The 20433-nt window shown below is 71.9% G+C and carries 21 protein-coding genes and 1 riboswitch; of the genes, 5 read left to right on the plus strand and 16 right to left on the minus strand.

The window, feature by feature from the left end:
• Positions 1 to 37 precede the first annotated feature (37 nt).
• Both ACIBZJ_RS15430 and ACIBZJ_RS15435 read left to right on the plus strand, forming a co-directional pair.
• The gene (locus ACIBZJ_RS15430; RefSeq protein WP_395929793.1) at positions 38 to 1279 is read left to right on the plus strand and encodes a sensor histidine kinase; all 1242 of its coding nucleotides are present in this window, start codon (positions 38 to 40) and stop codon (positions 1277 to 1279) included.
• Positions 1276 to 1923, plus strand: coding sequence for a response regulator (locus ACIBZJ_RS15435; RefSeq protein WP_395929795.1), 648 nt, complete (start codon positions 1276 to 1278; stop codon positions 1921 to 1923). The genes ACIBZJ_RS15430 and ACIBZJ_RS15435 overlap by 4 nt, the downstream gene beginning before the upstream one ends.
• A gap of 6 nt (positions 1924 to 1929) precedes the next feature.
• Here ACIBZJ_RS15435 and thiE read toward each other — a convergent pair whose 3' ends face one another.
• The 7 genes from thiE to ACIBZJ_RS15470 all read right to left on the minus strand — a co-directional run bounded on the left by thiE (position 1930) and on the right by ACIBZJ_RS15470 (position 8812).
• On the minus strand, positions 1930 to 2562 hold the full coding sequence (gene thiE / locus ACIBZJ_RS15440; protein WP_395930244.1) for a thiamine phosphate synthase: 633 nt from the start codon (positions 2560 to 2562) through the stop codon (positions 1930 to 1932).
• On the minus strand, positions 2562 to 3335 hold the full coding sequence (locus tag ACIBZJ_RS15445) for a thiazole synthase (RefSeq protein WP_395929797.1): 774 nt from the start codon (positions 3333 to 3335) through the stop codon (positions 2562 to 2564). The genes thiE and ACIBZJ_RS15445 overlap by 1 nt, the downstream gene beginning before the upstream one ends.
• Positions 3336 to 3356: 21 nt before the next feature.
• Positions 3357 to 3569 carry a sulfur carrier protein ThiS gene (gene thiS, locus ACIBZJ_RS15450; RefSeq protein ID WP_395929799.1) on the minus strand — a complete coding sequence of 71 codons (213 nt, stop codon included), beginning with the start codon at positions 3567 to 3569 and terminating at the stop codon, positions 3357 to 3359.
• Positions 3570 to 3598: 29 nt separating this feature from the next.
• Positions 3599 to 4759, minus strand: a complete 1161-nt coding sequence (gene thiO / locus ACIBZJ_RS15455; RefSeq protein WP_395929801.1) for a glycine oxidase ThiO — start codon at positions 4757 to 4759, stop codon at positions 3599 to 3601.
• Positions 4756 to 5709, minus strand: coding sequence for a bifunctional hydroxymethylpyrimidine kinase/phosphomethylpyrimidine kinase (gene thiD, locus ACIBZJ_RS15460; protein ID WP_395929803.1), 954 nt, complete (start codon positions 5707 to 5709; stop codon positions 4756 to 4758). Before thiD ends, thiO begins: the two co-directional genes overlap by 4 nt.
• On the minus strand, positions 5706 to 7460 hold the full coding sequence (gene thiC / locus ACIBZJ_RS15465; protein ID WP_395929806.1) for a phosphomethylpyrimidine synthase ThiC: 1755 nt from the start codon (positions 7458 to 7460) through the stop codon (positions 5706 to 5708). The genes thiD and thiC overlap by 4 nt, the downstream gene beginning before the upstream one ends.
• A riboswitch (TPP riboswitch) is annotated at positions 7452 to 7576 on the minus strand. Its footprint overlaps the gene before it by 9 nt.
• Positions 7577 to 7654: 78 nt before the next feature.
• The gene (locus ACIBZJ_RS15470; RefSeq protein ID WP_395929809.1) at positions 7655 to 8812 is read right to left on the minus strand and encodes an MFS transporter; all 1158 of its coding nucleotides are present in this window, start codon (positions 8810 to 8812) and stop codon (positions 7655 to 7657) included.
• Between the two features lie 56 nt (positions 8813 to 8868).
• On the opposite strand from ACIBZJ_RS15470, the gene ACIBZJ_RS15475 reads away from it, so the two are divergent.
• Entirely contained in the window at positions 8869 to 9585 is a 717-nt protein-coding gene (locus ACIBZJ_RS15475) for a YqjF family protein (protein ID WP_395929811.1), read from the plus strand.
• A 350-nt stretch (positions 9586 to 9935) separates the two neighbouring features.
• Here the strand turns inward: ACIBZJ_RS15475 and ACIBZJ_RS15480 are convergent, their stop codons facing one another.
• From ACIBZJ_RS15480 to clpS, 5 genes are all read right to left on the minus strand, one after another.
• The gene (locus tag ACIBZJ_RS15480) at positions 9936 to 10886 is read right to left on the minus strand and encodes a PLP-dependent cysteine synthase family protein (protein ID WP_395929813.1); all 951 of its coding nucleotides are present in this window, start codon (positions 10884 to 10886) and stop codon (positions 9936 to 9938) included.
• Between the two features lie 49 nt (positions 10887 to 10935).
• A complete protein-coding gene (locus ACIBZJ_RS15485; RefSeq protein WP_395929815.1) occupies positions 10936 to 11211 on the minus strand; it encodes a MoaD family protein in 276 nt (91 codons plus the stop codon).
• Between the two features lie 197 nt (positions 11212 to 11408).
• A complete protein-coding gene (locus tag ACIBZJ_RS15490; protein ID WP_395929818.1) occupies positions 11409 to 11813 on the minus strand; it encodes a Mov34/MPN/PAD-1 family protein in 405 nt (134 codons plus the stop codon).
• Positions 11814 to 11858: 45 nt separating this feature from the next.
• The gene (locus ACIBZJ_RS15495; RefSeq protein ID WP_395929820.1) at positions 11859 to 12521 is read right to left on the minus strand and encodes a DUF2017 family protein; all 663 of its coding nucleotides are present in this window, start codon (positions 12519 to 12521) and stop codon (positions 11859 to 11861) included.
• A 1-nt stretch (position 12522) separates the two neighbouring features.
• Positions 12523 to 12813 carry an ATP-dependent Clp protease adapter ClpS gene (gene clpS / locus ACIBZJ_RS15500; RefSeq protein WP_395929822.1) on the minus strand — a complete coding sequence of 97 codons (291 nt, stop codon included), beginning with the start codon at positions 12811 to 12813 and terminating at the stop codon, positions 12523 to 12525.
• A gap of 118 nt (positions 12814 to 12931) precedes the next feature.
• On the opposite strand from clpS, the gene ACIBZJ_RS15505 reads away from it, so the two are divergent.
• Together ACIBZJ_RS15505 and ACIBZJ_RS15510 are read left to right on the plus strand one after the other, a co-directional pair.
• Positions 12932 to 14203: a nicotinate phosphoribosyltransferase gene (locus tag ACIBZJ_RS15505; protein ID WP_395929824.1), complete on the plus strand. Its 1272-nt coding sequence runs from the start codon at positions 12932 to 12934 to the stop codon at positions 14201 to 14203.
• A gap of 11 nt (positions 14204 to 14214) precedes the next feature.
• A complete protein-coding gene (locus tag ACIBZJ_RS15510; protein WP_395929826.1) occupies positions 14215 to 14793 on the plus strand; it encodes an isochorismatase family protein in 579 nt (192 codons plus the stop codon).
• Here the strand turns inward: ACIBZJ_RS15510 and ACIBZJ_RS15515 are convergent.
• From ACIBZJ_RS15515 to ACIBZJ_RS15530, 4 genes are all read right to left on the minus strand, one after another.
• Positions 14790 to 15287: a hypothetical protein gene (locus ACIBZJ_RS15515; protein ID WP_395929828.1), complete on the minus strand. Its 498-nt coding sequence runs from the start codon at positions 15285 to 15287 to the stop codon at positions 14790 to 14792. The genes ACIBZJ_RS15510 and ACIBZJ_RS15515 overlap by 4 nt on opposite strands.
• A 121-nt stretch (positions 15288 to 15408) precedes the next feature.
• The gene (gene serB / locus ACIBZJ_RS15520; protein WP_395929830.1) at positions 15409 to 16602 is read right to left on the minus strand and encodes a phosphoserine phosphatase SerB; all 1194 of its coding nucleotides are present in this window, start codon (positions 16600 to 16602) and stop codon (positions 15409 to 15411) included.
• A 259-nt stretch (positions 16603 to 16861) separates the two neighbouring features.
• The gene (ctaD, locus tag ACIBZJ_RS15525; RefSeq protein ID WP_395929832.1) at positions 16862 to 18568 is read right to left on the minus strand and encodes a cytochrome c oxidase subunit I; all 1707 of its coding nucleotides are present in this window, start codon (positions 18566 to 18568) and stop codon (positions 16862 to 16864) included.
• Positions 18569 to 18694: 126 nt separating this feature from the next.
• Positions 18695 to 20362, minus strand: a complete 1668-nt coding sequence (locus tag ACIBZJ_RS15530; protein ID WP_395929834.1) for a bis-aminopropyl spermidine synthase family protein — start codon at positions 20360 to 20362, stop codon at positions 18695 to 18697.
• Positions 20363 to 20433: the final 71 nt, after the last annotated feature.

Genomic DNA, 20433 nt, shown 5'->3' on the forward strand with positions numbered 1-20433 from the left:
GTATCGGGCCCGACGCCCGCGGTCGTAGCCTGCCCCTATGGGGTCGGCGAGCAATCCGAACGCGGACGCCGCCCTCGCGAGCACCGAGGCGATGCTCCGGTCGCTCGCCGCCGACCGGCCCGAGTTCGTCCCGGCGGGCCGGGAACGCGCGATCGACGTCGTCTGCGTGCTCGCGGCGGCGGCGTTCCCGGCCCTGTTCTGGGTGCTGCTCGCCACCGGTCGCGCCCCGCAGGACGAGCTCCTCCAGCGCGCCGACCTCGTGCTGGCGTCGCTCGGGGCGGTGCTGATCTGGTGGCGGCGCCGCTGGGCGATCGAGATCTCGGTGCTGATCTCGGTGCTGAGCACGGTCTCCCAGCTGATCAGCATCGCGCAGGGCATCGCGTTGCTGACCGTGGCGGTCCGGTGCCGGCCGCGGGTCGTCGCGCTGGCCGCCGGGGTCTTCGTCGTGTCCGGCGCGCTCTTCGGCGTGATCCGCCCGGCGCCGAATCTGCCGTACTGGGTGACGCTGACGATCGTCGTGCTGCTGGCCGGCGGGCTGGTCGCCTGGGGCAGCTTCATCCGGGCCCGCCGCGCGCTGATCGCCTCGCTGCGCGGACGCGCCCGCCGGGCCGAGGAGGAGCAGAGCCGCCGGATCGAGCAGGCCCGCCAGCTCGAACGCACCCGGATCGCGCGCGAGATGCACGACGTCCTCGCCCACCGGATCTCGCTGCTCAGCCTGCACGCCGGCGCGCTGGAATTCCGTCCGGACGCTCCGCCCGACGAGATCGCCGGCGCCGCCGGGGTGATCCGCACCAGCGCCCACCAGGCCCTGCAGGAACTCCGGGACGTCATCGGCGTCCTCCGCGACGGCAGCTCCGACGTCGAGCACGACCGCCCGCAGCCGACGCTGGGCGACGTGCCCGCGCTGGTCACCGAGGCCCGCCGGGCCGGCACCACGATCGACCTCGACGTCCGGGTGGACGACCCGGACGCGGTGCCCGCGGTGATCGGGCGGACCGCCTACCGGGTCATCCAGGAAGGACTGACGAACGCACGGAAGCACGCGCTCGGCGCCGCGGTGCGGGTCACGGTGAGCGGCGACCGAATCGACGGCCTGTCGGTCGAGGTGCGGAACTGGCTGCCGCTGCGTCCGGCCGAGACCGCGATCCCCGGCGCCGGAACCGGCATCATCGGGTTGGGCGAGCGCGTCGGGCTCGTCGGCGGGCGGCTCGAGCACGGTCCGTCGACCGGCGGCGACTTCCGGCTGACTGCCTGGCTGCCCTGGAGCGGAGGACAATGACCCGGGTGCTGATCGTGGACGACGATCCGCTGGTGCGGGCCGGACTGACGATGATCCTGGCGGGGACCGACGACCTGCAGGTCGTCGGCGAGGCCTCCGACGGCGTCGAGGTCCCCGCCGCGGTCCGGAGCGTCCGGCCGGACGTCGTCCTGATGGACATCCGGATGCCCCGGCAAGACGGGCTGGCCGCCACCGAAGCACTACGCCGGACGCCCGACGCGCCCGAGGTCATCGTCCTGACGACGTTCGACGCGGACGAGTACGTGCTGCGCGCGCTGCGCTCCGGAGCCGGCGGGTTCCTGCTCAAAGACACCGCGCCGGCCGAGATCGTGCGGGCGATCCGGGCGGTCGCGGCCGGGGAGCCGATGCTCTCCCCCACCGTTACGCGTCAGCTGATCGCGCACGTCGCCGAGTCCGGGGTCGACGCGCGGAAGACGTCCGCGCTGCGGGCGCTGGAGCAGCTCAGCCCGCGGGAGCGGGAGGTCGCTGCGGCGGTGGGGCGGGGTGCGTCGAACGCGGAGATCGGCACCGAGCTGTTCATGAGCATCGCCACGGTGAAGGCGCACGTGTCGCGGATCCTCACCCGGCTGGGGCTGAACAACCGCGTGCAGCTGGCGCTGCTCGCCCACGACGCCGGCGTCTGATCCGCACTACTCCGCGGTCAGCGCACCGCGGAGACGCTGGGCCGCGGCTTTCGGCTCGTCGGCTCCGGTGAGCGCACGGACGACGACGATTCTCGTCGCGCCGGCGGCTTTCACCTCGGCCACTCGGGGCTCGTCGATGCCGCCGATCGCGAACCAGGGGCGTTCGGGTGCGGCGGCCGCGGTCTCCCGGACCAGGCCCAGGCCGGCGGCGGGGCGACCGGGCTTGGTGGGGGTCTCCCAGCAGGGGCCGGTGCAGAAGTAGTCGACGCCGGGTTCCCGGGCGGCCTCCCGGGCCTGCCGGGCCGAGTGGGTCGAGCGTCCGATCAGGACGTCGTCACCGAGGATCCGGCGGGCGACCGGGACCGGGAGGTCGTCCTGGCCGAGGTGGAGGACGTCGGCTCCGGCGGCCGCGGCGACGTCGGCGCGGTCGTTGACGGCGAGCAGGGCGCCGTGCCGGTCACAGAGCTCACGCAGCAGCGCGAGCCGCCGGAGCTCGGTGCGGGCCTCGATGTCCTTCTCGCGCAGCTGCACGACGTCGACGCCGCCCGCGAGGGCGGCGTCGACGAATTCGGCCAGGTCGGGCCGGTCGGCCGTGCAGAGGTACAACCGCGCGCCCGCCAGCCGTTCCCGTCGGTCGATCACGGCACCGGAGGCGAGGAGGCCTGGGCGTACCAGCGGCGGGGAGCCCGGCCGGCCCGGTAGGCCAGACGGCCGGCCTCGACCGCGAGGCGCATCGCGGTGGCCATCGCGACCGGGTCGCGGGCGCCGGTGACCGCGGTCGCGAGCAGGACGCCGTCGCAGCCGAGCTCCATCGCCTGGGCGGCGTCGCTCGCGGTGCCGATCCCGGCGTCGAGAATGACCGGAACCGTCGCCTCCTCGACGATCAGCGCGAGGTTGTGCGGGTTACGGATGCCGAGCCCGGACCCGATCGGCGACCCGAGCGGCATGACCGCCGAACACCCGACGTCGGCGAGCCGGCGGGCCAGGATCGGATCGTCGTTCGTGTACGGCAGGACGGTGAACCCGTCCGCGACCAGCTGTTCGGCGGCGACGAGCAGCTCCACCGGGTCCGGGAGCAGCGTCCGGTCGTCGGCGACCACCTCGAGCTTCACCCAGTCGGTCTCCAGCGCGTCCCGTCCGAGCTGCGCGGTGAGCACGGCCTCGGGGGCCGTGCGGCACCCCGCGGTGTTCGGCAGCGGCTCGATGCCGTACTCCCGGAGCAGCGGAGACACGCCCAGCCCGGACGCCGGGTCGACCCGGCGCATCGAGACCGTGGTGAGGACCGTGCCGGAGGCGCGTAACGCCTCGCCGAGCGTCGCGAGGCTGATCGAGCCGCCTCCGGTTCCCATGATGAGCCGGGATGCGAGTGGCTTCCCGGCGATGACCAACGTATCGGTAACCGAGACCGTCATCTGTCCCCTCCTTCGTTGCCGTCATCCACCTTGCACAGCGGTGATCACCTCGACGGTGTCGCCGTCGGCGAGCCGGACCCGGGCCCAGCCGCCGCGCGGCACCACCTCGCCGTTGACCGCCACCGCGACGCCCTGGGCGAATCCCGCCGGGCGCTGCGTCACGTGCTGGACGACCGCCGCGACGGTCGGATCGCTCACGTCGACCTCTCGGCCGTTCACCCGTAACGTCGTCATCGGCTGTACCCCGTCCGGTCCTGAATGGATCATCGAATTCCGGCGGACGCGAATCGCGAGGGTGCGAAAGCCGCGGCGACCAGCGGGTCGGGGGCCGGGCCGGCACCGGCCACCAGGTACGCGACCAGGGCCGCGGTGAGCGGGGCGAACAGGATCCCGTTGCGGCCGTGCCCGGTCGCGACGAAGCCGTCGCCGAGGCGTCCGACGATCGGAGCGCCGTCGGTGCTCACCGGCCGCAGCCCGGCCGACGTTTCGACGAGCGCGTACTCGTCGACGGCAGGCAGGACCCGGCGGGCGTCGGCGAGCAGCCGGTGGACACCGCCCGCGGTGACCGTGCGATCGAAGCCGACCTCGTCCTGGGTCGCGCCGATCACGAGCTCACCGGTCGCCCGGGGCACCAGGTAGACGCCACGCCCGTCGACGAGTGCGCGGATCGTGCGGGTCAGCGTCGGGGTGGTGCGCGTGGCGGCGAGCCGCAGGATCTCGCCGCGAACCGGGCGGACCGCGCCGTCGAACGCGGGCAGGAGCCGAGGCGTCCAGGCCCCGGCGGCGGTCACGGTGACGCGGTCGGGGTCGCGCGCGTCGGTCGCGGCCCCGGGTGCGGCGCCGCCGCCGGCCTCGGCGGGCGGGGCCGTGCGGGCGGCCGGGGTGGTCCGGAAGGTGACGCCGGCGGCGTCGGTGGCGGCGCGGAGCGCGCGCAGGAGCGCGCGGTTGTCGACGCTGTGGTCGCCGGGGACGTCCAGGGCTCCGCGGACGCCAGGGGCCAGTGCGGGCTCGGCCCGGCGCGCCTCCGTGCCGGTCAGCCGCTCGACGTCGACGCCCAGGCCGGCCAGGCGGGCGGCCAGGTCGTCGAGCGCGTCGAGGTCGCCGGCGGTGTACCCCACGACGAGCGTGCCGGTCGTCCGGTAGCCGGGGTCGACGCCGGTCGCGGCGAGTGCCTCGGCGAACTCGGGCCACGCTTCGACGGCCAGCCGTCCCGCCGCGAGGAGCGCCGGTTCGGTCGGGTGAGCCTCGGCGATCGGCGCGAGCATCCCGGCGGCGACCGGACTCGCGCCCTGCGAAGGGTCGGGGTCGATCACCGTGACCGCGGCCCCGGCCCGGGCCAGCGCCCACGCACTGGACAGCCCGATGACCCCCGCCCCGACGACGGTGACCCGAGGCCCATCCCCGCGGGCCGGACCTCCCGTCACGGGCCCGCCTCGACCCGCGCGCCCGCCCCCGCCGCGCCGGATGCCGCCCCGCCACCAGAGGCCGCCGAACCACCACCGGAGACCGCCCCGCCACCGGAGACCGCCGCACCACTCAGGAACGCCGGGCCGCCGGGGGCTGCCGGGTCGGAGGGGGGCGTCGACTCGTGGGCCGGGGGGTGGCCTACCGGGCCGTGGCCGGCTCCGACCGAGTAGCCGGCCGCGACGGCTCGGGTCACGTAGCGCTTGGCGGTCTCGACCGCGACGGTGAGGGAATCACCCAGCGCCAGGCGGGCGGTGATCGCGGCCGCGAGCGTGTCGCCGCTGCCGTGGGTGTTGCCGGTCTCGATCCGGGCGGCGTCCAGCCAGAGCTCGGTGGACCCGTCGGTCAGCAGGTCACGGCTACGCGGCCCGGTGCCGTGCCCGCCCTTCACCAGCGCGTATCGCGGCCCGAGCGCCAGCAACGCCCGGGCTGCGGCCGGCTGGTCGCGCGTTCCCACCAGCAGCTCGGTCTCGTCGAGGTTCGGCGTGACGACCGTCGCCAGCGCGAACATGTCCCGCAGGGCGGCGAGCGCGTCCGGGCGCAGCAGCGCGTGGCCGTGCATCGACGCGCACACCGGATCGAGCACCAGCGGGATCGTCCCGTCACGCCCGATGCCGTGCCGGCGGAACGCGGCTCCGATCGCGAGGATGATCGGCGCGGACGCCAGCATCCCGGTCTTGACCGCGGTCGGGCGAAGGTCCTCGACGACCACCCGGATCTGCTCGGCGACGATCGCCGGCGGGATCTCGTGGACGCCGCTCACTCCGACGGTGTTCTGCACGGTCACCGCCGTGACCGCGGTGGTGCCGTGCACCCCGAACGCGGCGAACGTGTGCAGGTCGGCCTGCATCCCGGCCCCGCCCCCGGAGTCCGACCCCGCGACCGTCATCGCCACCGCCGGCCGGCTCACCCCTCACCCCGCGGCCCGACCGACCCCTCGGCCCGCGGCTCGGGCGAATCGCCTGTCCGCGGCTCGAGAGGGAGGTAGATCCGGCTGCCCGCGGCCCGGAACTCCGCCGACATCGCGGCCATTCCCGCCTCGGCGTACGCCACCTCCGCGCTGGTGGCGCCCGGCACGGCGTCCGGCTGAGCGCCTGGCACGGCATCCGGCTGGGCGCCCGGCACGGCGTCCGTTCGGGGCGCGAGCGCTCCGGCGGCGCGCCGGATCTCGTCCGCATAGGTCGTTCGCAGGTCGTGGGAGATGCGCATCGAGCAGAACTTCGGACCGCACATCGAACAGAAATGCGCGGTCTTGGCCGGCGCGGCCGGCAGCGTTTCGTCGTGGAACGACTGCGCGGTCTCGGGGTCGAGCGCCAGCGCGAACTGATCGGCCCAGCGGAACTCGAAGCGCGCGTCGGAGAGCTGATCGTCGTGCGCCCGCGCACCGGGGTGGCCCTTGGCTACGTCGGCCGCGTGCGCCGCGATCTTGTACGCGATCACCCCGGCCTTGACGTCGTCCCGGTCCGGCAGCCCGAGATGCTCCTTCGGCGTGACGTAACAGAGCATCGCGGTGCCGTGCCAGGCGATCATCGCCGCGCCGATCGCCGACGTGATGTGGTCGTACCCCGGCGCGACGTCGGTCGCGAGCGGACCGAGCGTGTAGAACGGCGCCTCGTCGCACCACTCCTGCTGCAGCCGGACGTTCTCGGCGATCTTGTCCATCGGCACGTGCCCGGGGCCTTCGATCATCGTCTGCACGCCGTGCTGTTTCGCGACCTTCGTCAGCTCTCCCAGCGTGCGCAGTTCGGCGAGTTGAGCGTCGTCGTTGGCGTCGTGGACCGAACCCGGACGCAGGCCGTCGCCCAGCGAGAACGTCACGTCGTACGCACGGAGGATCTCGCAGAGCGCATCGAAGTGCGTGTACAGGAAGTTCTCCCGGTGGTGCGCCAGACACCACGCGGCGAGGATCGACCCGCCGCGGGAGACGATGCCGGTCTTGCGACCGACGGTCAGCGGGACGTACTCCATCCGGACGCCCGCGTGCACGGTCATGTAGTCGACGCCCTGCTCGCACTGCTCCACGACGACGTCCCGGTAGACGTCCCAGGTCAGCGCAGTGGGATCACCGTTGACCCGCTCCAGCGCCTGGTAGATCGGGACGGTGCCGATCGGGACCGGCGAGTTGCGGAGGATCCACTCGCGGGTCTCGTGGATCCGCGGTCCGGTCGACAGGTCCATCACGGTGTCAGCGCCCCAGCGCGTCGCCCAGACCATCTTCTCGACTTCTTCGGCCGGGGACGACGTGACCGCGGACGTGCCGATGTTGGCGTTCACCTTCACCAGGAACCGTTTACCGATGATCATCGGCTCGGACTCGGGGTGGTTCACGTTGGCGGGAATCACCGCGCGGCCGGCGGCGACCTCGTCGCGGACCAGTTCGGCCGGCAGGTGCTCGCGGGCGGCGACGTACGCCATCTCGGTGGTGATCTCCCCCGCGCGGGCGGCGAGGAGCTGGGTCGGGTGGTTGCGGGACCGGACCGGCGCGGGCAGGCCACGGACGAGATCGGGGACGTAGCCGAGCTCGGTGTACGGACCGGAGGTGTCGTAGCGCTCGACGACCTCACCGGTGGTCAGTTCGATTTCACGGACGGGTACGTGCAGGTCACCGCGGTAGGACTTGCGGCTGCCCGGCAGCGGACCCGTGGACAGAATGCGGCTCATCTGAGCGCTCCCTACGCCGGCATTACCCGGTCAGGTTCGAGCGGTCGGTGGCACCGTCCGGATCGGACAGCCACCCTCTCAGCCCGCTTTCGGCGCGAGCTCCCGCGTACAAGGACGCGGTCACCATAACCCTCGCCCGCGGCGAGCGGAACCTCGCCGAGGGTGACCGTAGAGTTCCCGGACGCCGACGACGGTCAGCGGGCGGGCGCCGACAACCGGGGCACCGCGAGGACCGCCAGCACCGCGGCGCAGGCGGCGGCGGTGAACGCGGGCGGGTAGCCGGCGTGGGTGACGACGGCGCCGAGGATCGGGGCGGTGAGCGCGGCGACGGCGTTCTGGCCGGTGTTGTGGATGCCCAGCGCGCGCCCGGCCCAGCCGGGTCCGGCGTACTCGGCCACCGCCGTGAACGACAGACCGTTCGTGGAGACCGACACCACCGCGGCCGCGACCAGCGCGACCACCGTGACGCCGGGAACGCCACCGGCACCCAGCGCCAGCACCGCGAGGACGCCGGCCGTGGCCCCGGCCAGGAGGCGCATCGGCCCGGTACGGCTACCGGCGCGGTCCGACCACCACCCGGCGAACAGCCGGGCCGCCGCTCCCCCGAAGGCCGCGACCGCGAGCAGGCGCCCGGCCGGTGCGGCGTCCCAGTGCTGGGTGTCGACGAGGAACACCAGGCCGAACGTGGCCACCGCGAACTGCGGGAACACCAGCAGCGCACCGGCGCCGTGCAGACGCCAAAGCACCGGGGCGCGGTAGGGGTTGCCGTTCGTCGTGGCCGCGGCCTCGGCCGACCGCGCCGGATCGCGGACCACGACCGCGATCAGCACCGCGGTGGCCAGGCAGAAGACGGCCAGGAACAGCAGCGCGGGGTTGCGCCCGGTGGAGCTCAGCACCGGAATCGTCACCGCGGCCACCGCGACGCCGAGCGGCTGGGCCATCTGCCGGATGCCCATCGCCAGGCCCCGCTCGGCCGGACCGAACCAGCCCAGGATCAGGCGTCCGCTGGCCGCGTTCACCGATCCGGCGGCGGCGCCCGCGACGACGAGCACGGCGCCGAGGACGACCGGCCCGCGCGCGGCCGACGCGGCGAGCAACCCGGCACCGGCGCCGGCCAGACCCAGCGCGATGACGCCCCGCTCGCCGTAGCGGTCGGCCAGCGCACCCCAGACGACCAGCGTCGCGAGCAGGCCGAACGTCGGACAGGCGACGAGGATCGCGGCCTGGGTCAGCGAGAGGCCGTCGGCGCGCAGACGCGGGAGGAGGTACGGCAGCCCGTAGAGGAACGCGCACCCGGCCGTCATCCCGGCCACGCCCGCCGCCAGCACCACCCAACGTCGTCCAGATTCCATATAACGAGACTATCTTCCCAATATATGGGAAGGCGCGAGGGGTTACGCTGGGAGCCGTGGAGATCGCGGAGCCGGTGACGCCGACCGCGCCGCGGCCGATCGGCCGGGCGGTGCTGACGCAGTGGTGGCGCGAGTTGGCGTTCCTGCACTGGCCGGTGGATCCGGCCGTGGTGGCGCCGCTGCTTCCGGCCGGCACCCGGCCCGACACGCTCGACGGCGTGACGTACGTCGGGTTGATCGGCTTCCGGATGGACCGGGTCGGGCTCGGGGCCGGCGTCCCGTACTTCGGGCGGTTCGCGGAGACGAACGTCCGCCTGTACTCGGTGGACGACGCCGGGCGCCGCGGGGTGGTGTTCCGTTCCTTGGACGCCGCGCGGCTACTGCCCGTGGTGGTCGGGCGGGTCGCGCTGGGGCTGAACTACGTGTGGTCGAAGATGTCGGTCGAGCGCTCCGGCGACGGCGCGTACACGTACCGGAGCCGTCGGCGCTGGCCCGACGCCGGACCGAGGGCCGCGTTCACGGTGGTACCGGGAGGTCCGGCGCCGAAGGACCCGCTCAACGACTTCCTCACCGCGCGCTGGGGGCTGCACACCAGCCGGCGCGGCACGACGATCTACCTGCCGAACGAACACCCCGCCTGGCCGCTACGCACGGCGACGCTCGAACACCTCGACGAGACCGTGCTCAGCGCCGCCGGCCTTGCCGTCGAGGGTCCGCCACCGTCAGTTCTCTTCAGCGACGGCGTCCCGGTGAAGTTCGGCCCTCCGGCCTAGTACGGCAACGACAGTAGGCCGCGGCCCGATGCCCCGGTCCAGCGGAAATGGTTATCGATGGAAAGTTGCTGGTGCTCTCGCGTGGGTGATGTTCCATCGATCTCGGCGTTCCCCGAATGATTCACCCATGACCAGCCACACAGCCCGGGCTTGGTGCGGGAATCAGACGGGTCGTCCCAGTCGACGAGACGGAGTCCAGATCATGGGACCCCGTGACACGACCTGGATGCCGGACCGGCCGGTCCCGTGCCGAATGCCGTTGCAGTACTAAGGCCGCCTTTCAAAGGTTCAGGTCGCCGTGGGCGTGGGCCAGGCGGCGACCGGCGGGCTGCTGGCCTTTGAGACGCGGCCTAAGCCCACAGCTGACCCTCGAGGGCGGCTTCGGCTTCGGCCAGGGTGCCGGCGTAGGCGCCGGTCGACAGGTACTTCCAGCCGCCGTCCGCGACGATGAACACGATGTCGGCGTGCTGGCCGGCCTTCTGCGCCTTGTGCGCGGTCGCCAGCGCCGCGTGCAGGATCGCCCCGGTCGAGATACCGGCGAAGATGCCCTCGACCTCGATCAGCTGCCGGGTGCGCAGCAGCGCGTCGCGCGGACCGACCGAGAACCGGGTCGTCAGCACGCTGGCGTCGTACAGCTCCGGCACGAAGCCCTCGTCGATGTTGCGGAGCCCGTAGACGAGCTCGCCGTAACGCGGCTCGGCCGCGATGATCTGGACGTCCGGCACCTTCTCGCGCAGGTACCGCCCGGTTCCCATCAAGGTGCCGGTCGTTCCCAGCCCCGCCACGAAGTGGGTGATGGACGGACAGTCGCGCAGGATCTCCGGACCGGTCGTCTCGTAGTGCGCGCGCGCGTTCGCCGGGTTGCCGTACTGGTAGAGCATCTTCCAGTCGGGGTGTTCCTCGGCCAGCTGCTTGGCCATCGCCACGGCCTGGTTCGACCCGCCCGCGGCCGGCGACGAGATGATCTCGGCCCCGTACATGCCGAGCAGCTGCCTGCGCTCGATCGAGGTGTTCTCGGGCATCACGCAGATCAGCCGGTAGCCCTTGAGCTTGGCCGCCATCGCCAGCGAGATGCCGGTGTTGCCGCTCGTCGGCTCGAGGATCGTGTCTCCCGGCCGGAGCAGACCCTCCTGCTCGGCCTGGTTGACCATGTACAGCGCCGGGCGGTCCTTGACCGAACCGGTCGGGTTACGGTCTTCGAGCTTCGCCCACAGGCGGACGTCATCGCTCGGCGAGAGCCGCGGCAGACCGACGAGTGGTGTTTCACCGAGCGCATCGAGCAGCGATTCGTACCTGGCCATGACTTCCCTCCCGAGAAGAAGCGGGGGCCCGAAGGCCCCCGCGACGACGTCAGCCCCCGGCCACCGCGGGCAGCACGGTCACCGAGTCGCCGTCCTTCAGGCCGGTGTCGAGCGCACCGGTGAACCGCACGTCCTCGTCGTTGACGTAGACGTTCACGAAGCGGTGCAGCGTGCCGGTGTCGGTCACCAGACGGCCGCGCAGGCCCGGGTACTTGCCGTCGAGGTCGGCGATGAGCGCCTGAAGCGTCGCGCCATCACCCTGGACGGTCTTCTCGCCACCGGTGTAGGTGCGCAGAATGGTCGGAATTCGAACTTCGATCGCCATTGAATCTCCTGGAAGTGACTGGATGACAGCCGGCGGGGGCCCGGCAGACACGACCCGTGAACGACGACACTCCGGGCGGTGATTCCCCGCGCGCCGGACCGCACACGTAGCGGCCGGCACGGGTAGGTCTCAGCGGCAGCGACAGTCGTAGACGACTTCGACCGGTGTGTGCGCGAACAGGTACGACTGCGTGGGCGTCATCCGATCTCCACCGGCTCCTCGGTCACCACACCGTCGACGATGCGGTAGGAGCGGAATTCGACGTCCACGTCATCCCGGGTAGAAACCAGGACGTAGTGCGCACCCGGCTCGTTGGCGTACGAGATGTCCGTGCGGGACGGGTACGCCTCGGTCGCGGTGTGCGAGTGATAGATGACGACGGGCTCTTCGTCCCGGTCGTCCAAATCCCGGTACAGCTTGAGCAGGTCGGTCGAGTCGAACTCGTAGAACGTCGGCGACCGCGCGGCGTTCAACATCGGGATGAACCGGGCAGGCCGGTCACTGCCGGCCGGGCCCGCCACCACGCCGCACGCCTCATCGGGGTGGTCACGACGGGCATGCGCCACGATGGCGTCGTACAGAGCCCGGTCCAGAGTCAACACGGCCACCAGCGTACCTAGCGCACCCATCCTCAGACAGGACGTGCATCACTCCGGGTTGATGGCATCCACCAGGCTGGCCTGGAGACCGGTGAGAAACTGGTAGAGCGAAAGCCCCAAAACCCGCGCACCGGTCGGATCGGCGCCCGCGGCGGCGTCCAACTCGGCCACCGGGTCGGTCTCGGCCTCGATCTCCAGCGCGGTTCCCAGCATCAGCCGGGCGTCGTTCAGCGCCAGCAACCAGGCTTCGGCCCGCTCCGGTTCGAGGCGGATCTCGCCGCCTTCGAACGGCAGGTCGTCGAGGATCACGCCCGCGTTGCCGATCTTCTGCTCCCGCAGCGACGATTCGGTCAGGCTGCGCAGCTCGGCCGCCGCGTCGGGGTCGTTGCGATATCCGTCCGGGAAGAGGCGGGCCAGCACCGGATCGGCACCGGCGTCGGTCCCGGGGTCGTCGTCCGGGGTCTGCTCCACCGCGTCGAAGTCGTCGAAGACGTCGCCCGGAACCGGACCGCTGAAGTCGAACGGATCGCGTCCGAGCGGCTCGGACCGGCCGAGCGACGACGGCCCGAGCTCCAGGCTCATGACGCCGCGCCGGTCTCCGGCCTGGATCAGGCCCGCGACCTGCGCGACGACGAGCCCGACCGCCTGCGCCTCCTCGGCGCTGAGCCGGAGCGTGAATGCGTTCTGCGAACGTATGAAGCCGTAGGTCATCTCAGTCCTGCTGCAGCGTGGCCCAGAGGCCGTGGGAGTGCAGGCGGGCGACGTCGTGTTCCATCCGCTCCCGCGTGCCGGACGACACCACCGCACGGCCCTTGTGGTGGACGTCGAGCATCAGCTGGGTGGCTCTGGGCTTGTCGTAGCCGAAGAGCTTCTGGAACACGTACGTCACGTACGACATCAAATTGACCGGGTCGTCCCAGACGACAGTGACCCACGGCTTCTGCTGCTCGGGCCTTTCTACGGTGCTCGGGGCCTCCGCCGGAGCGACCAGGGGAGCGGTCATGGAGTCCATCGTGCCATCGCCTGAGGTTCGCGCAACAACCACCGGCAACACGGTTCTCCACCCGAGGGTGGAGCAGGCACGATGAACCCCATTCCGACCCTGCTCGTAGGCTGACCGTATGGGGACAGCACTGCTGACCGATCACTACGAGCTCACGATGCTGGCCTCCGCGCTGCGCGACGGTTCGGCCCACCGCGAGTGCGTGTTCGAGGTCTTCGCCCGGCGGTTGCCGAAGGAGCGGCGCTACGGCGTCGTCGCGGGCACCGGCCGGCTGCTCGACGCTCTGGCCGACTTCCGGTTCCACGAGCAGGATCTCGAATTCCTGCGCAGCGCGGGCGCGGTCGACGACGAGACCGCGACCTGGCTCGAGAGCTACCGCTTCAGCGGTGACATCGACGGCTACGCCGAGGGAGAGCTGTACTTCCCCGGTTCGCCGATCCTCACCGTGCGCGGCACGTTCGCCGAGGCCGTTCTCCTGGAGACGCTCGCGCTCTCGATCCTCAACCACGACTCCGCGATCGCCACCGCGGCGGCGCGGATGGTCATCGCGGCCAGCGACCGCCCGCTGATCGAGATGGGCTCCCGGCGCACGCACGAGGAGGCGGCGGTGGCGTCGGCGCGGGCGGCCTATCTGGCCGGCTTCACCGCGACGTCGAACCTCGAAGCGGGCCGCCGCTACGGCATCCCGACCACCGGCACCAGCGCGCACGCGTTCACGCTGCTGCACGACACCGAGAAGGACGCGTTCGCCGGCCAGCTCGCCGCGCTCGGCCCCGGCACCACGATGCTCGTCGACACCTACGACATCACCGCCGGGATCCGCACCGCGATCGAGGTCGCCGGCCCGCGGCTCGGCGCGGTCCGCATCGACTCCGGCGATCTGGGCGTCCTCGCGGTCCAGGCCCGCCAGCAGCTCGATTCGCTCGGCGCCACGGACACCCGGATCGTCGTCTCCGGCGACCTGGACGAGTTCGCGATCGCCGCGCTCGCGGTCGCTCCCGTCGACGCCTACGGCGCCGGTACGGCGGTCGTCACCGGCTCCGGCGCTCCGACCGCGGGCATGGTCTACAAGCTGGTCGAGGTCGACGGACGCCCGGTCGCGAAGCGCAGCGAGAACAAGGCGTCGCGTGGCGGCCGGAAGACCGCGGTCCGGCGGCACAAGTCCACCGGCACCGCGGTCGAGGAAGTCATCTACCTCGGCACACCGGAATACTCGGAGCACGACCGTCCGTTGCAGATCCCGCTGGTGCGCAGCGGCATCCGGGCCGCCGGGGTCCCGTCGCTGCCGGAGTCCCGCGACCACCTGGAGAAGACGCTGGTGAGCATTCCGTGGGACGGTCTCAAGCTGTCGGCCGGCGATCCGGCCATCCCGGTCGTGTTCGAGAGCTGAGGGGAAGACCGATGACCCGCGCGTTGATCGTCGTCGACGTCCAGAACGACTTCTGTGAGGGCGGCTCGCTGGCCGTCACCGGTGGCGCCGGTGTCGCCGCAGGCATCTCGGCCGCGCTCGCCGCCGACGCCCGCAGCTGGGACCGCGTCGTCGCCACCCGCGATCACCACGTCGATCCCGGTCACCACTTCTCCGACCACCCCGACTTCGTCGACACCTGGCCGCCGCACACGGTGGTCGGCACCGGCGGCGTCGAGCTGCACCCGAACTTCGAGACCGGCCGCGTCGAGTCGATCTTCGACAAGGGTGAGTACAAAGCCGCATATTCGGGATTCGAAGGCCGTAACGCTGACGGACTTGATCTCGTCGGGTGGCTGCGGGCCCACGACGTGACCGAAGTGGACGTCGTCGGCATCGCCACCGACCACTGCGTCCGGGCCACCGCGCTGGACGCGGCCGCCAACGGGTTCGCGACCACCGTGCTGCTCGACCTGACCGCCGGCGTCGCCGCCCCGACCACCCAACGTGCTCTGCTGGAGCTGGAGCAGGCCGGGGTGACCCTGGTCGGCGAACCGGTCGTCGCGAGCTAGTCCAACACTTTCGCGTCGTTGGGAAAGACCGTGTAGGTCAGAGCCACGACGCCCCAGAAGATCACGACCTTCGGCAGGACGCCGAGGGTGCCGCTCAGCGTCGCGGTGCGCTCGGCGTCGTCGACCGGGCGGATCGCGGCGAACAGCAGCGCCGCGGAGATCGCGCTCGCCACCACCGCGCGCAGCCACAGCGTCCACTCGTAGCGGGCCCGTGCCGCGCCGTACTTCGGCGGTGCCACCGGCGGCGGCCCGCCGGCGAAGCGATGCGCGAACCGCTGGTCGGCCCACCGCACCAGCAGCGGACCGAACGCCACCGAGAACCCGGTGTAGAGCGCGGCCAGCCCGTGCGACCAGTCCGCCGTCGCGCCCCGCCGCAGGTCGATCACTGCGGCCACCAGCGCCGCGAGGTCGACCACCGCCGTGCCGACCAGCAGCGCCGCGCCCAGGCGGCGCCTGCGCGGCGGGTATCTGGCCGCGAGCCCGCTGCCGAGCACGACCCAGAACCCGGGCCGGGAACCGGGCGCCGCGGCCGGGCCGGAAACTGGGCGCCACAGCCCGGCCGACGAGCCCACCGGGTGCCCGGCCGGATCGGACCGGACGAGCCGGAGGCGTGCCCTAGACGGTCTCGGCCTCTTCGATCTCCTCACGGGAGACGCCGAGGAAGAACAGGATCGCGTCGAGATAGGGCTGGTTGAGGGCGGTGTCGGCGACCTCGCGGAGCGCGGGCTTGGCGTTGAACGCGATGCCGAGGCCCGCGGCGGCGATCATGTCGATGTCGTTGGCACCGTCGCCGACCGCGACGGTCTGTGCCATCGAGACACCGGCCGCGTCGGCGAACCGTCTGAGGGCGGTCGCCTTGCCCGGCCGGTCGACGATCTCGCCGATCACCCGGCCGGTGAGGACGCCGTCGACGACCTCGAGCGTGTTGGCGGCCGCGAAGTCCAGCCCCAGCAGGTCGACCAGGTGGTCGGTGACCTGGGTGAATCCGCCGGAGACGATCCCGCAGCGGTAGCCCAGGTGCTTGAGCGTCCGGACCAGCGTGCGGGCGCCGGGCGTCAGCGTGACCTCGGCCCGGACCTTCTCGAAGACCAGGGCGTCCAGGCCCTCGAGCGCCGCGACGCGATGCCGCAGCGAGTCGGCGAAGTCCAGTTCCCCCCGCATCGCCGCCGCGGTGACCGCCGCGACCTCGGCTTCGCGCCCGGCGTGCGCGGCGAGCATCTCGATCACCTCGCCGGTGATCAGCGTGGAGTCGACGTCGAATACGACCAGGCGCTTGGCCCTCCGGGCCAGCCCGCTGCGTTCCACCGCGATGTCGATGAGGTGATCGATCGACAGCGCCGAGAGCGTCGTGCGCAGCGGGGCGCTCTCGACGCCGGAGACGCGGAGCTCGAGGCAGGTGACCGGGTACTTGGAGAGCCGGGTGATTGCGTCGATGTTGCCGCCCAGCGCACTGATGCCGGACGCGATCGCCGCGACCGCGGACGCGGTGAGCGGGCGGCCCAGCACCGTCACGTGGTGCGGCTTCTCGCCGCGGCGGGTCATCGCCTGGTCGCCGGAGGGAGCGAGCGCGACCTCTATCCAGACGCCGAGCGCGCGGCCGAGGTCGGACACCTTCTCGCGGACGTCCGCGAGGTCGTCGGCCGAGCGGAGTTCGACGCTGACGCCGAGCAGGAGCTGTCCGCGGATCACGACCTGTTCGACGTCCCGGACCTCGAGGTCGAGCGTCGCCAGCGCGGAGAAGAGAGCGGCCGTGACGCCGGGCCTGTCGGTGCCGGTCACGGTGAGCAGGGCGCGCGTGCTGTGGGTCATCGCTCCGGTTCCGCGGCTCGATCGGTGACGTTCACCCACCGTAGAGCGAGCCCGCGAGCCCCCGAGCCCCCGCCCGCCCCCATGTGAGCCACCCCACGCACCACGCGCAGCCGCGTGCGATGGGCCGTTGCGTTGTCGTTGCCCGAAACCCGGAGCCCGCCCAGGGCGACGCTGACATCCGCGCCACACGACGCCGCGTACCCGTCGTACTCAAGTCGTGTGGCGCGGCTGTCAGCGTCGTTCTGGGCGGGCCGCCCACTCAAGAAGAGATGGAGGGTTGTTTGTTGTGTTCGACCTCGGTGGCCCAAGGGGCCAGGTGCGGGAACTTCACGTCGAAGGCCGGGCGCTCGGAGCGGATCCGGGGCAGCTCGAGGAAGTTGTGCCGCGGCGGCGGGCACGAGGTGGCCCACTCCAGCGACCCGCCGTAACCCCACGGGTCGTCGACGTTCACGACCCGGCCGAGCTTGTACGACTTCCAGATGTTCCACAGGATCGGCAGCGTCGAGATGCCGAGGATGAACGCGCCGATCGTCGAGATCGTGTTCAGCGTGGTGAAGCCGTCACTCGGGAGGTAGTCGGCGTACCGGCGGGGCATGCCCTCGTTGCCGAGCCAGTGCTGCACCAGGAACGTCGTGTGGAACCCGATGAACGTCAGCCAGAAGTGCAGCTTGCCCAGGCGTTCGTCGAGCATCCGCCCGGTCATCTTCGGGAACCAGAAGTAGATCCCGCCGAACGCGGCGAACACGATCGTGCCGAACAGCACGTAGTGGAAGTGCGCCACCACGAAATAACTGTCGGAGACGTGGAAGTCGACCGGCGGGCTGGCCAGCAGAACACCGGTCAGGCCACCGAACAGGAACGTCACCAGGAAGCCGATCGCGAACAGCATCGGCGTCTCGAACGTGATCTGGCCTCGCCACATCGTGCCGATCCAGTTGAAGAACTTCATGCCGGTCGGCACCGCGATCAGGTACGACAAGAAGCTGAAGAACGGCAGCAGCACCGCGCCGGTGACGAACATGTGGTGGGCCCACACGGTCATCGACAGCGCCGCGATCGAGATCGTCGCGCCGACCAGACCCTTGTAGCCGAACAGCGGCTTGCGGCTGAACACCGGGATGATCTCGGTGATGATGCCGAAGAACGGTAGGGCGAGGATGTAGACCTCTGGATGCCCGAAGAACCAGAACAGGTGCTGCCAGAGGATCGGCCCGCCGGTATCGGCGTCGTACACGTGCGCCCCGAGGTGCCGGTCGGCCAGCAGGCCGAAGAACGCGGCGGTGAGGATCGGGAAGACCATCAGCACCAGGAGGCTGGTGACCAGCATGTTCCAGGTGAAGATCGGCATCCGGAACATCGTCATGCCGGGTGCGCGCATCGTGAGGATCGTCGTGATGATGTTGACCGCGCCGAGGATCGTGCCGAGACCGGCGAGCGCGAAACCGACGATCCAGAGGTCGGCACCGGCGCCGGGCGAGTTGATCTCGGAGTTCAGCGGCGCGTAGGCGAACCAGCCGAAGTCGGCTGCGCCGCCCGGCGTCAGGAAGCCGGAGAGCACCATCAGGCCGCCGAACGCGAACGCCCAGTACGCGAACGCGTTCAGCCGCGGGAAGCTCACGTCGGGCGCGCCGATCTGCAGTGGCACCAGGAAGTTCGCGAACGCGAAGCCCAGCGGAGTACCGAACAGCAGCAGCATCACCGAGCCGTGCATGGTGAAGAGCTGGTTGTACTGCTCGTTGCTCAGGAACTGCAGGCCCGGCCGGGCGAGTTCGGCCCGCATGAGCAGCGCCATGATGCCGGCCGCGGCGAAGAAGAAGAACGACGTGATGAGGTACATGATGCCGATTTGCTTCGCGTCGGTCGTCCGGATGATCCGGGCCAACGCGTTGCCCTTGACCGACTCGCGGACCGGCCAGGGCCGGCTCACGATCGGTTCGGGTTCGATGCGCTCGGCTTCGATGGTCACAGCCGGACCCTCCTGGCAGATCGGCGACGCTGAGCCTTGTGCGGGCCCGCGGCTGGCAAGCCTCGCGAGCAGAATAGTCGGTCTCCCCGGTTCAAATCGGCGGGGGTCTACCTAGCGTCGTCGTGTCTAATTAATCCCCTTCTCGGCAGTCGACTCCGAAACGGCGGTGAACAGGGGTTCGAGGCGGTGCCGGGGGATCTCCAGGAGGGTGCCGTCGGGGGCGTTCACGCGAGCGGCGGCGTCGGGCTTCGGGAGGCCGGTGAGCGTGGCGAGGCCGTCGCGCCAGACGTTGGCGACGCGGCCGTGGGCGCGGTCCAGGAGATAGCGCACGAGCGGTTCGGCCGGTTGTTCGACGGCCACGGCCTCGACGACGGCGGACGACGGGTTCGGGGTGCTGCGACGGAACCGGAGCTGCCATTTCGGCGCCACCAGGGCGGCCAGCGCGTGCTGACTCGCCGCGTCGGTGAGGTCGGGGTGGTTGTTGGCGACCGCGACGGCGAGCCGCCTGGCGTCCACCGCCAGCAGGATGCGGAGCAGCCAGGCCCCCGGGTCGGCGGTCGCGTCGACCGCCACGGCGCCGTTCCTGGCCGGCCCGGGGACTCCCCCGGTCCACAGGGCACCCAGCGCCCGCTCCCCCGACAGCGCCCCCGCCCCATGACCCCCGCCGGCGGGCGCGGCGGCTGCGGCGGCGGCCAGGGCGGCCGGGTCGGGGGCCACGCCCAGTACGGGGAGGCCGTCGGGGCCGGCCGCGGCGGCGACCAGCGCCGCCGCCACCTCGGGCGTCGCGCCGGACGTGCCTTCGGACGACTGCTCCCCGTGGGTATAGATCGTGGGACGGGCCCGGGCACTCTTGCGTCGGGCCTTGGACGTGGGCTGGAGCACGTAGAGGTCGGACGCGCTGCCGACGGCCTGGGCCCCGAGGTACCGCGAGAACGACGGCAGTTGCGCCTCCACCGCGAGCTCGAGCTCACTGAACGTGCGCTGCACCGCGAGCCCGAGCGCGGGCGTCCGCTCGGAAAACCCGTACGCGAGCAGGATCCGCCCCGGCCCGGTCAGTCCCTCGATCGAACGTTCGAGGAACAACCGCACTCCGTCCGGCGTGTACGGCGGGTCGGTGAACGCCAGCCCGGCGACACCGGCCGCCGACGCCGGCAGCCCGAACCGCAGGTCGCCGAACACGCACCGCACCGAGAGGCCGGCCGCCACCGCCGCGCCGTCGATGAACGCCAGCAGTCTCTCGTCCACATCGACGACCGTCGCCGTCAACGACGGACGCAGCAGGCAGGCGGTCAGCGCGGTGAGGTCGTGGTCGCCGACGCAGAGCAGGTGCGCGCCGTCGAGGTCGAACGAGGCGTCGAGCCAGAGCGCACGCCGGACCGCGGTCTCCGGGGTCGCGGCGACGTGGTCGAGCGACCGCCGCGGCGGTGGCGCCGACGCCCGCCACCGGCCGACCGCGGCCACCAACTCCCCCGCCTCGGCCAGCACGGGCCCCAGCGGGTCCGCCAACGCGGTGGCCCGCAGCTGGGCCGCACCGAACCGCGACCGGTACTCCGCCGCGCGGTCGGCCCGGACCCGCAGATCCACGGCCGCCCCCGGAGCCCCGTCGGCCCCGGTGGTGAGATCGTCGCCGACCGCGGCCAGGACCTCCTCCACGGTCCGGCGCGGCACCGCGAACTCGCGGACCAGCTCCACCAGCGCCCAGGACCGCTCGGCCAGCGCCACGGCCACTTCCCGGACGACCCGACCCCGAACGCCGTACTCCGCTACCAGCTTCTCCACGGCGTCTGCACTCACGCCGGCAAGGCTCGCACAGCGACGATCGGCGCGGCAAAAGCTACTATTAGGCAGTAAAGGTACAAACGAGG

Source organism: Cryptosporangium sp. NPDC051539, from assembly GCF_044454545.1.
GTDB lineage: Bacteria > Actinomycetota > Actinomycetes > Mycobacteriales > Cryptosporangiaceae > Cryptosporangium.

Excerpts from the sequence above, each read along its gene's own strand:
- clpS (WP_395929822.1), bottom strand. The coding sequence starts at position 12,813 with ATGACCGCTCCCCTGGTCGCTCCGGCGGAGGCCCCGAGCACCGTAGAA.
- ACIBZJ_RS15430 (WP_395929793.1), top strand. The coding sequence starts at position 38 with ATGGGGTCGGCGAGCAATCCGAACGCGGACGCCGCCCTCGCGAGCACC.
- ACIBZJ_RS15505 (WP_395929824.1), top strand. The coding sequence starts at position 12,932 with ATGGGGACAGCACTGCTGACCGATCACTACGAGCTCACGATGCTGGCC.
- ACIBZJ_RS15495 (WP_395929820.1), bottom strand. The coding sequence starts at position 12,521 with ATGACCTACGGCTTCATACGTTCGCAGAACGCATTCACGCTCCGGCTC.
- ACIBZJ_RS15485 (WP_395929815.1), bottom strand. The coding sequence starts at position 11,211 with ATGGCGATCGAAGTTCGAATTCCGACCATTCTGCGCACCTACACCGGT.
- ACIBZJ_RS15480 (WP_395929813.1), bottom strand. The coding sequence starts at position 10,886 with ATGGCCAGGTACGAATCGCTGCTCGATGCGCTCGGTGAAACACCACTC.
- serB (WP_395929830.1), bottom strand. The coding sequence starts at position 16,602 with ATGACCCACAGCACGCGCGCCCTGCTCACCGTGACCGGCACCGACAGG.
- ACIBZJ_RS15445 (WP_395929797.1), bottom strand. The coding sequence starts at position 3,335 with ATGACGGTCTCGGTTACCGATACGTTGGTCATCGCCGGGAAGCCACTC.
- ACIBZJ_RS15470 (WP_395929809.1), bottom strand. The coding sequence starts at position 8,812 with ATGGAATCTGGACGACGTTGGGTGGTGCTGGCGGCGGGCGTGGCCGGG.
- ACIBZJ_RS15510 (WP_395929826.1), top strand. The coding sequence starts at position 14,215 with ATGACCCGCGCGTTGATCGTCGTCGACGTCCAGAACGACTTCTGTGAG.
- ACIBZJ_RS15435 (WP_395929795.1), top strand. The coding sequence starts at position 1,276 with ATGACCCGGGTGCTGATCGTGGACGACGATCCGCTGGTGCGGGCCGGA.
- thiC (WP_395929806.1), bottom strand. The coding sequence starts at position 7,460 with ATGAGCCGCATTCTGTCCACGGGTCCGCTGCCGGGCAGCCGCAAGTCC.
- thiS (WP_395929799.1), bottom strand. The coding sequence starts at position 3,569 with ATGACGACGTTACGGGTGAACGGCCGAGAGGTCGACGTGAGCGATCCG.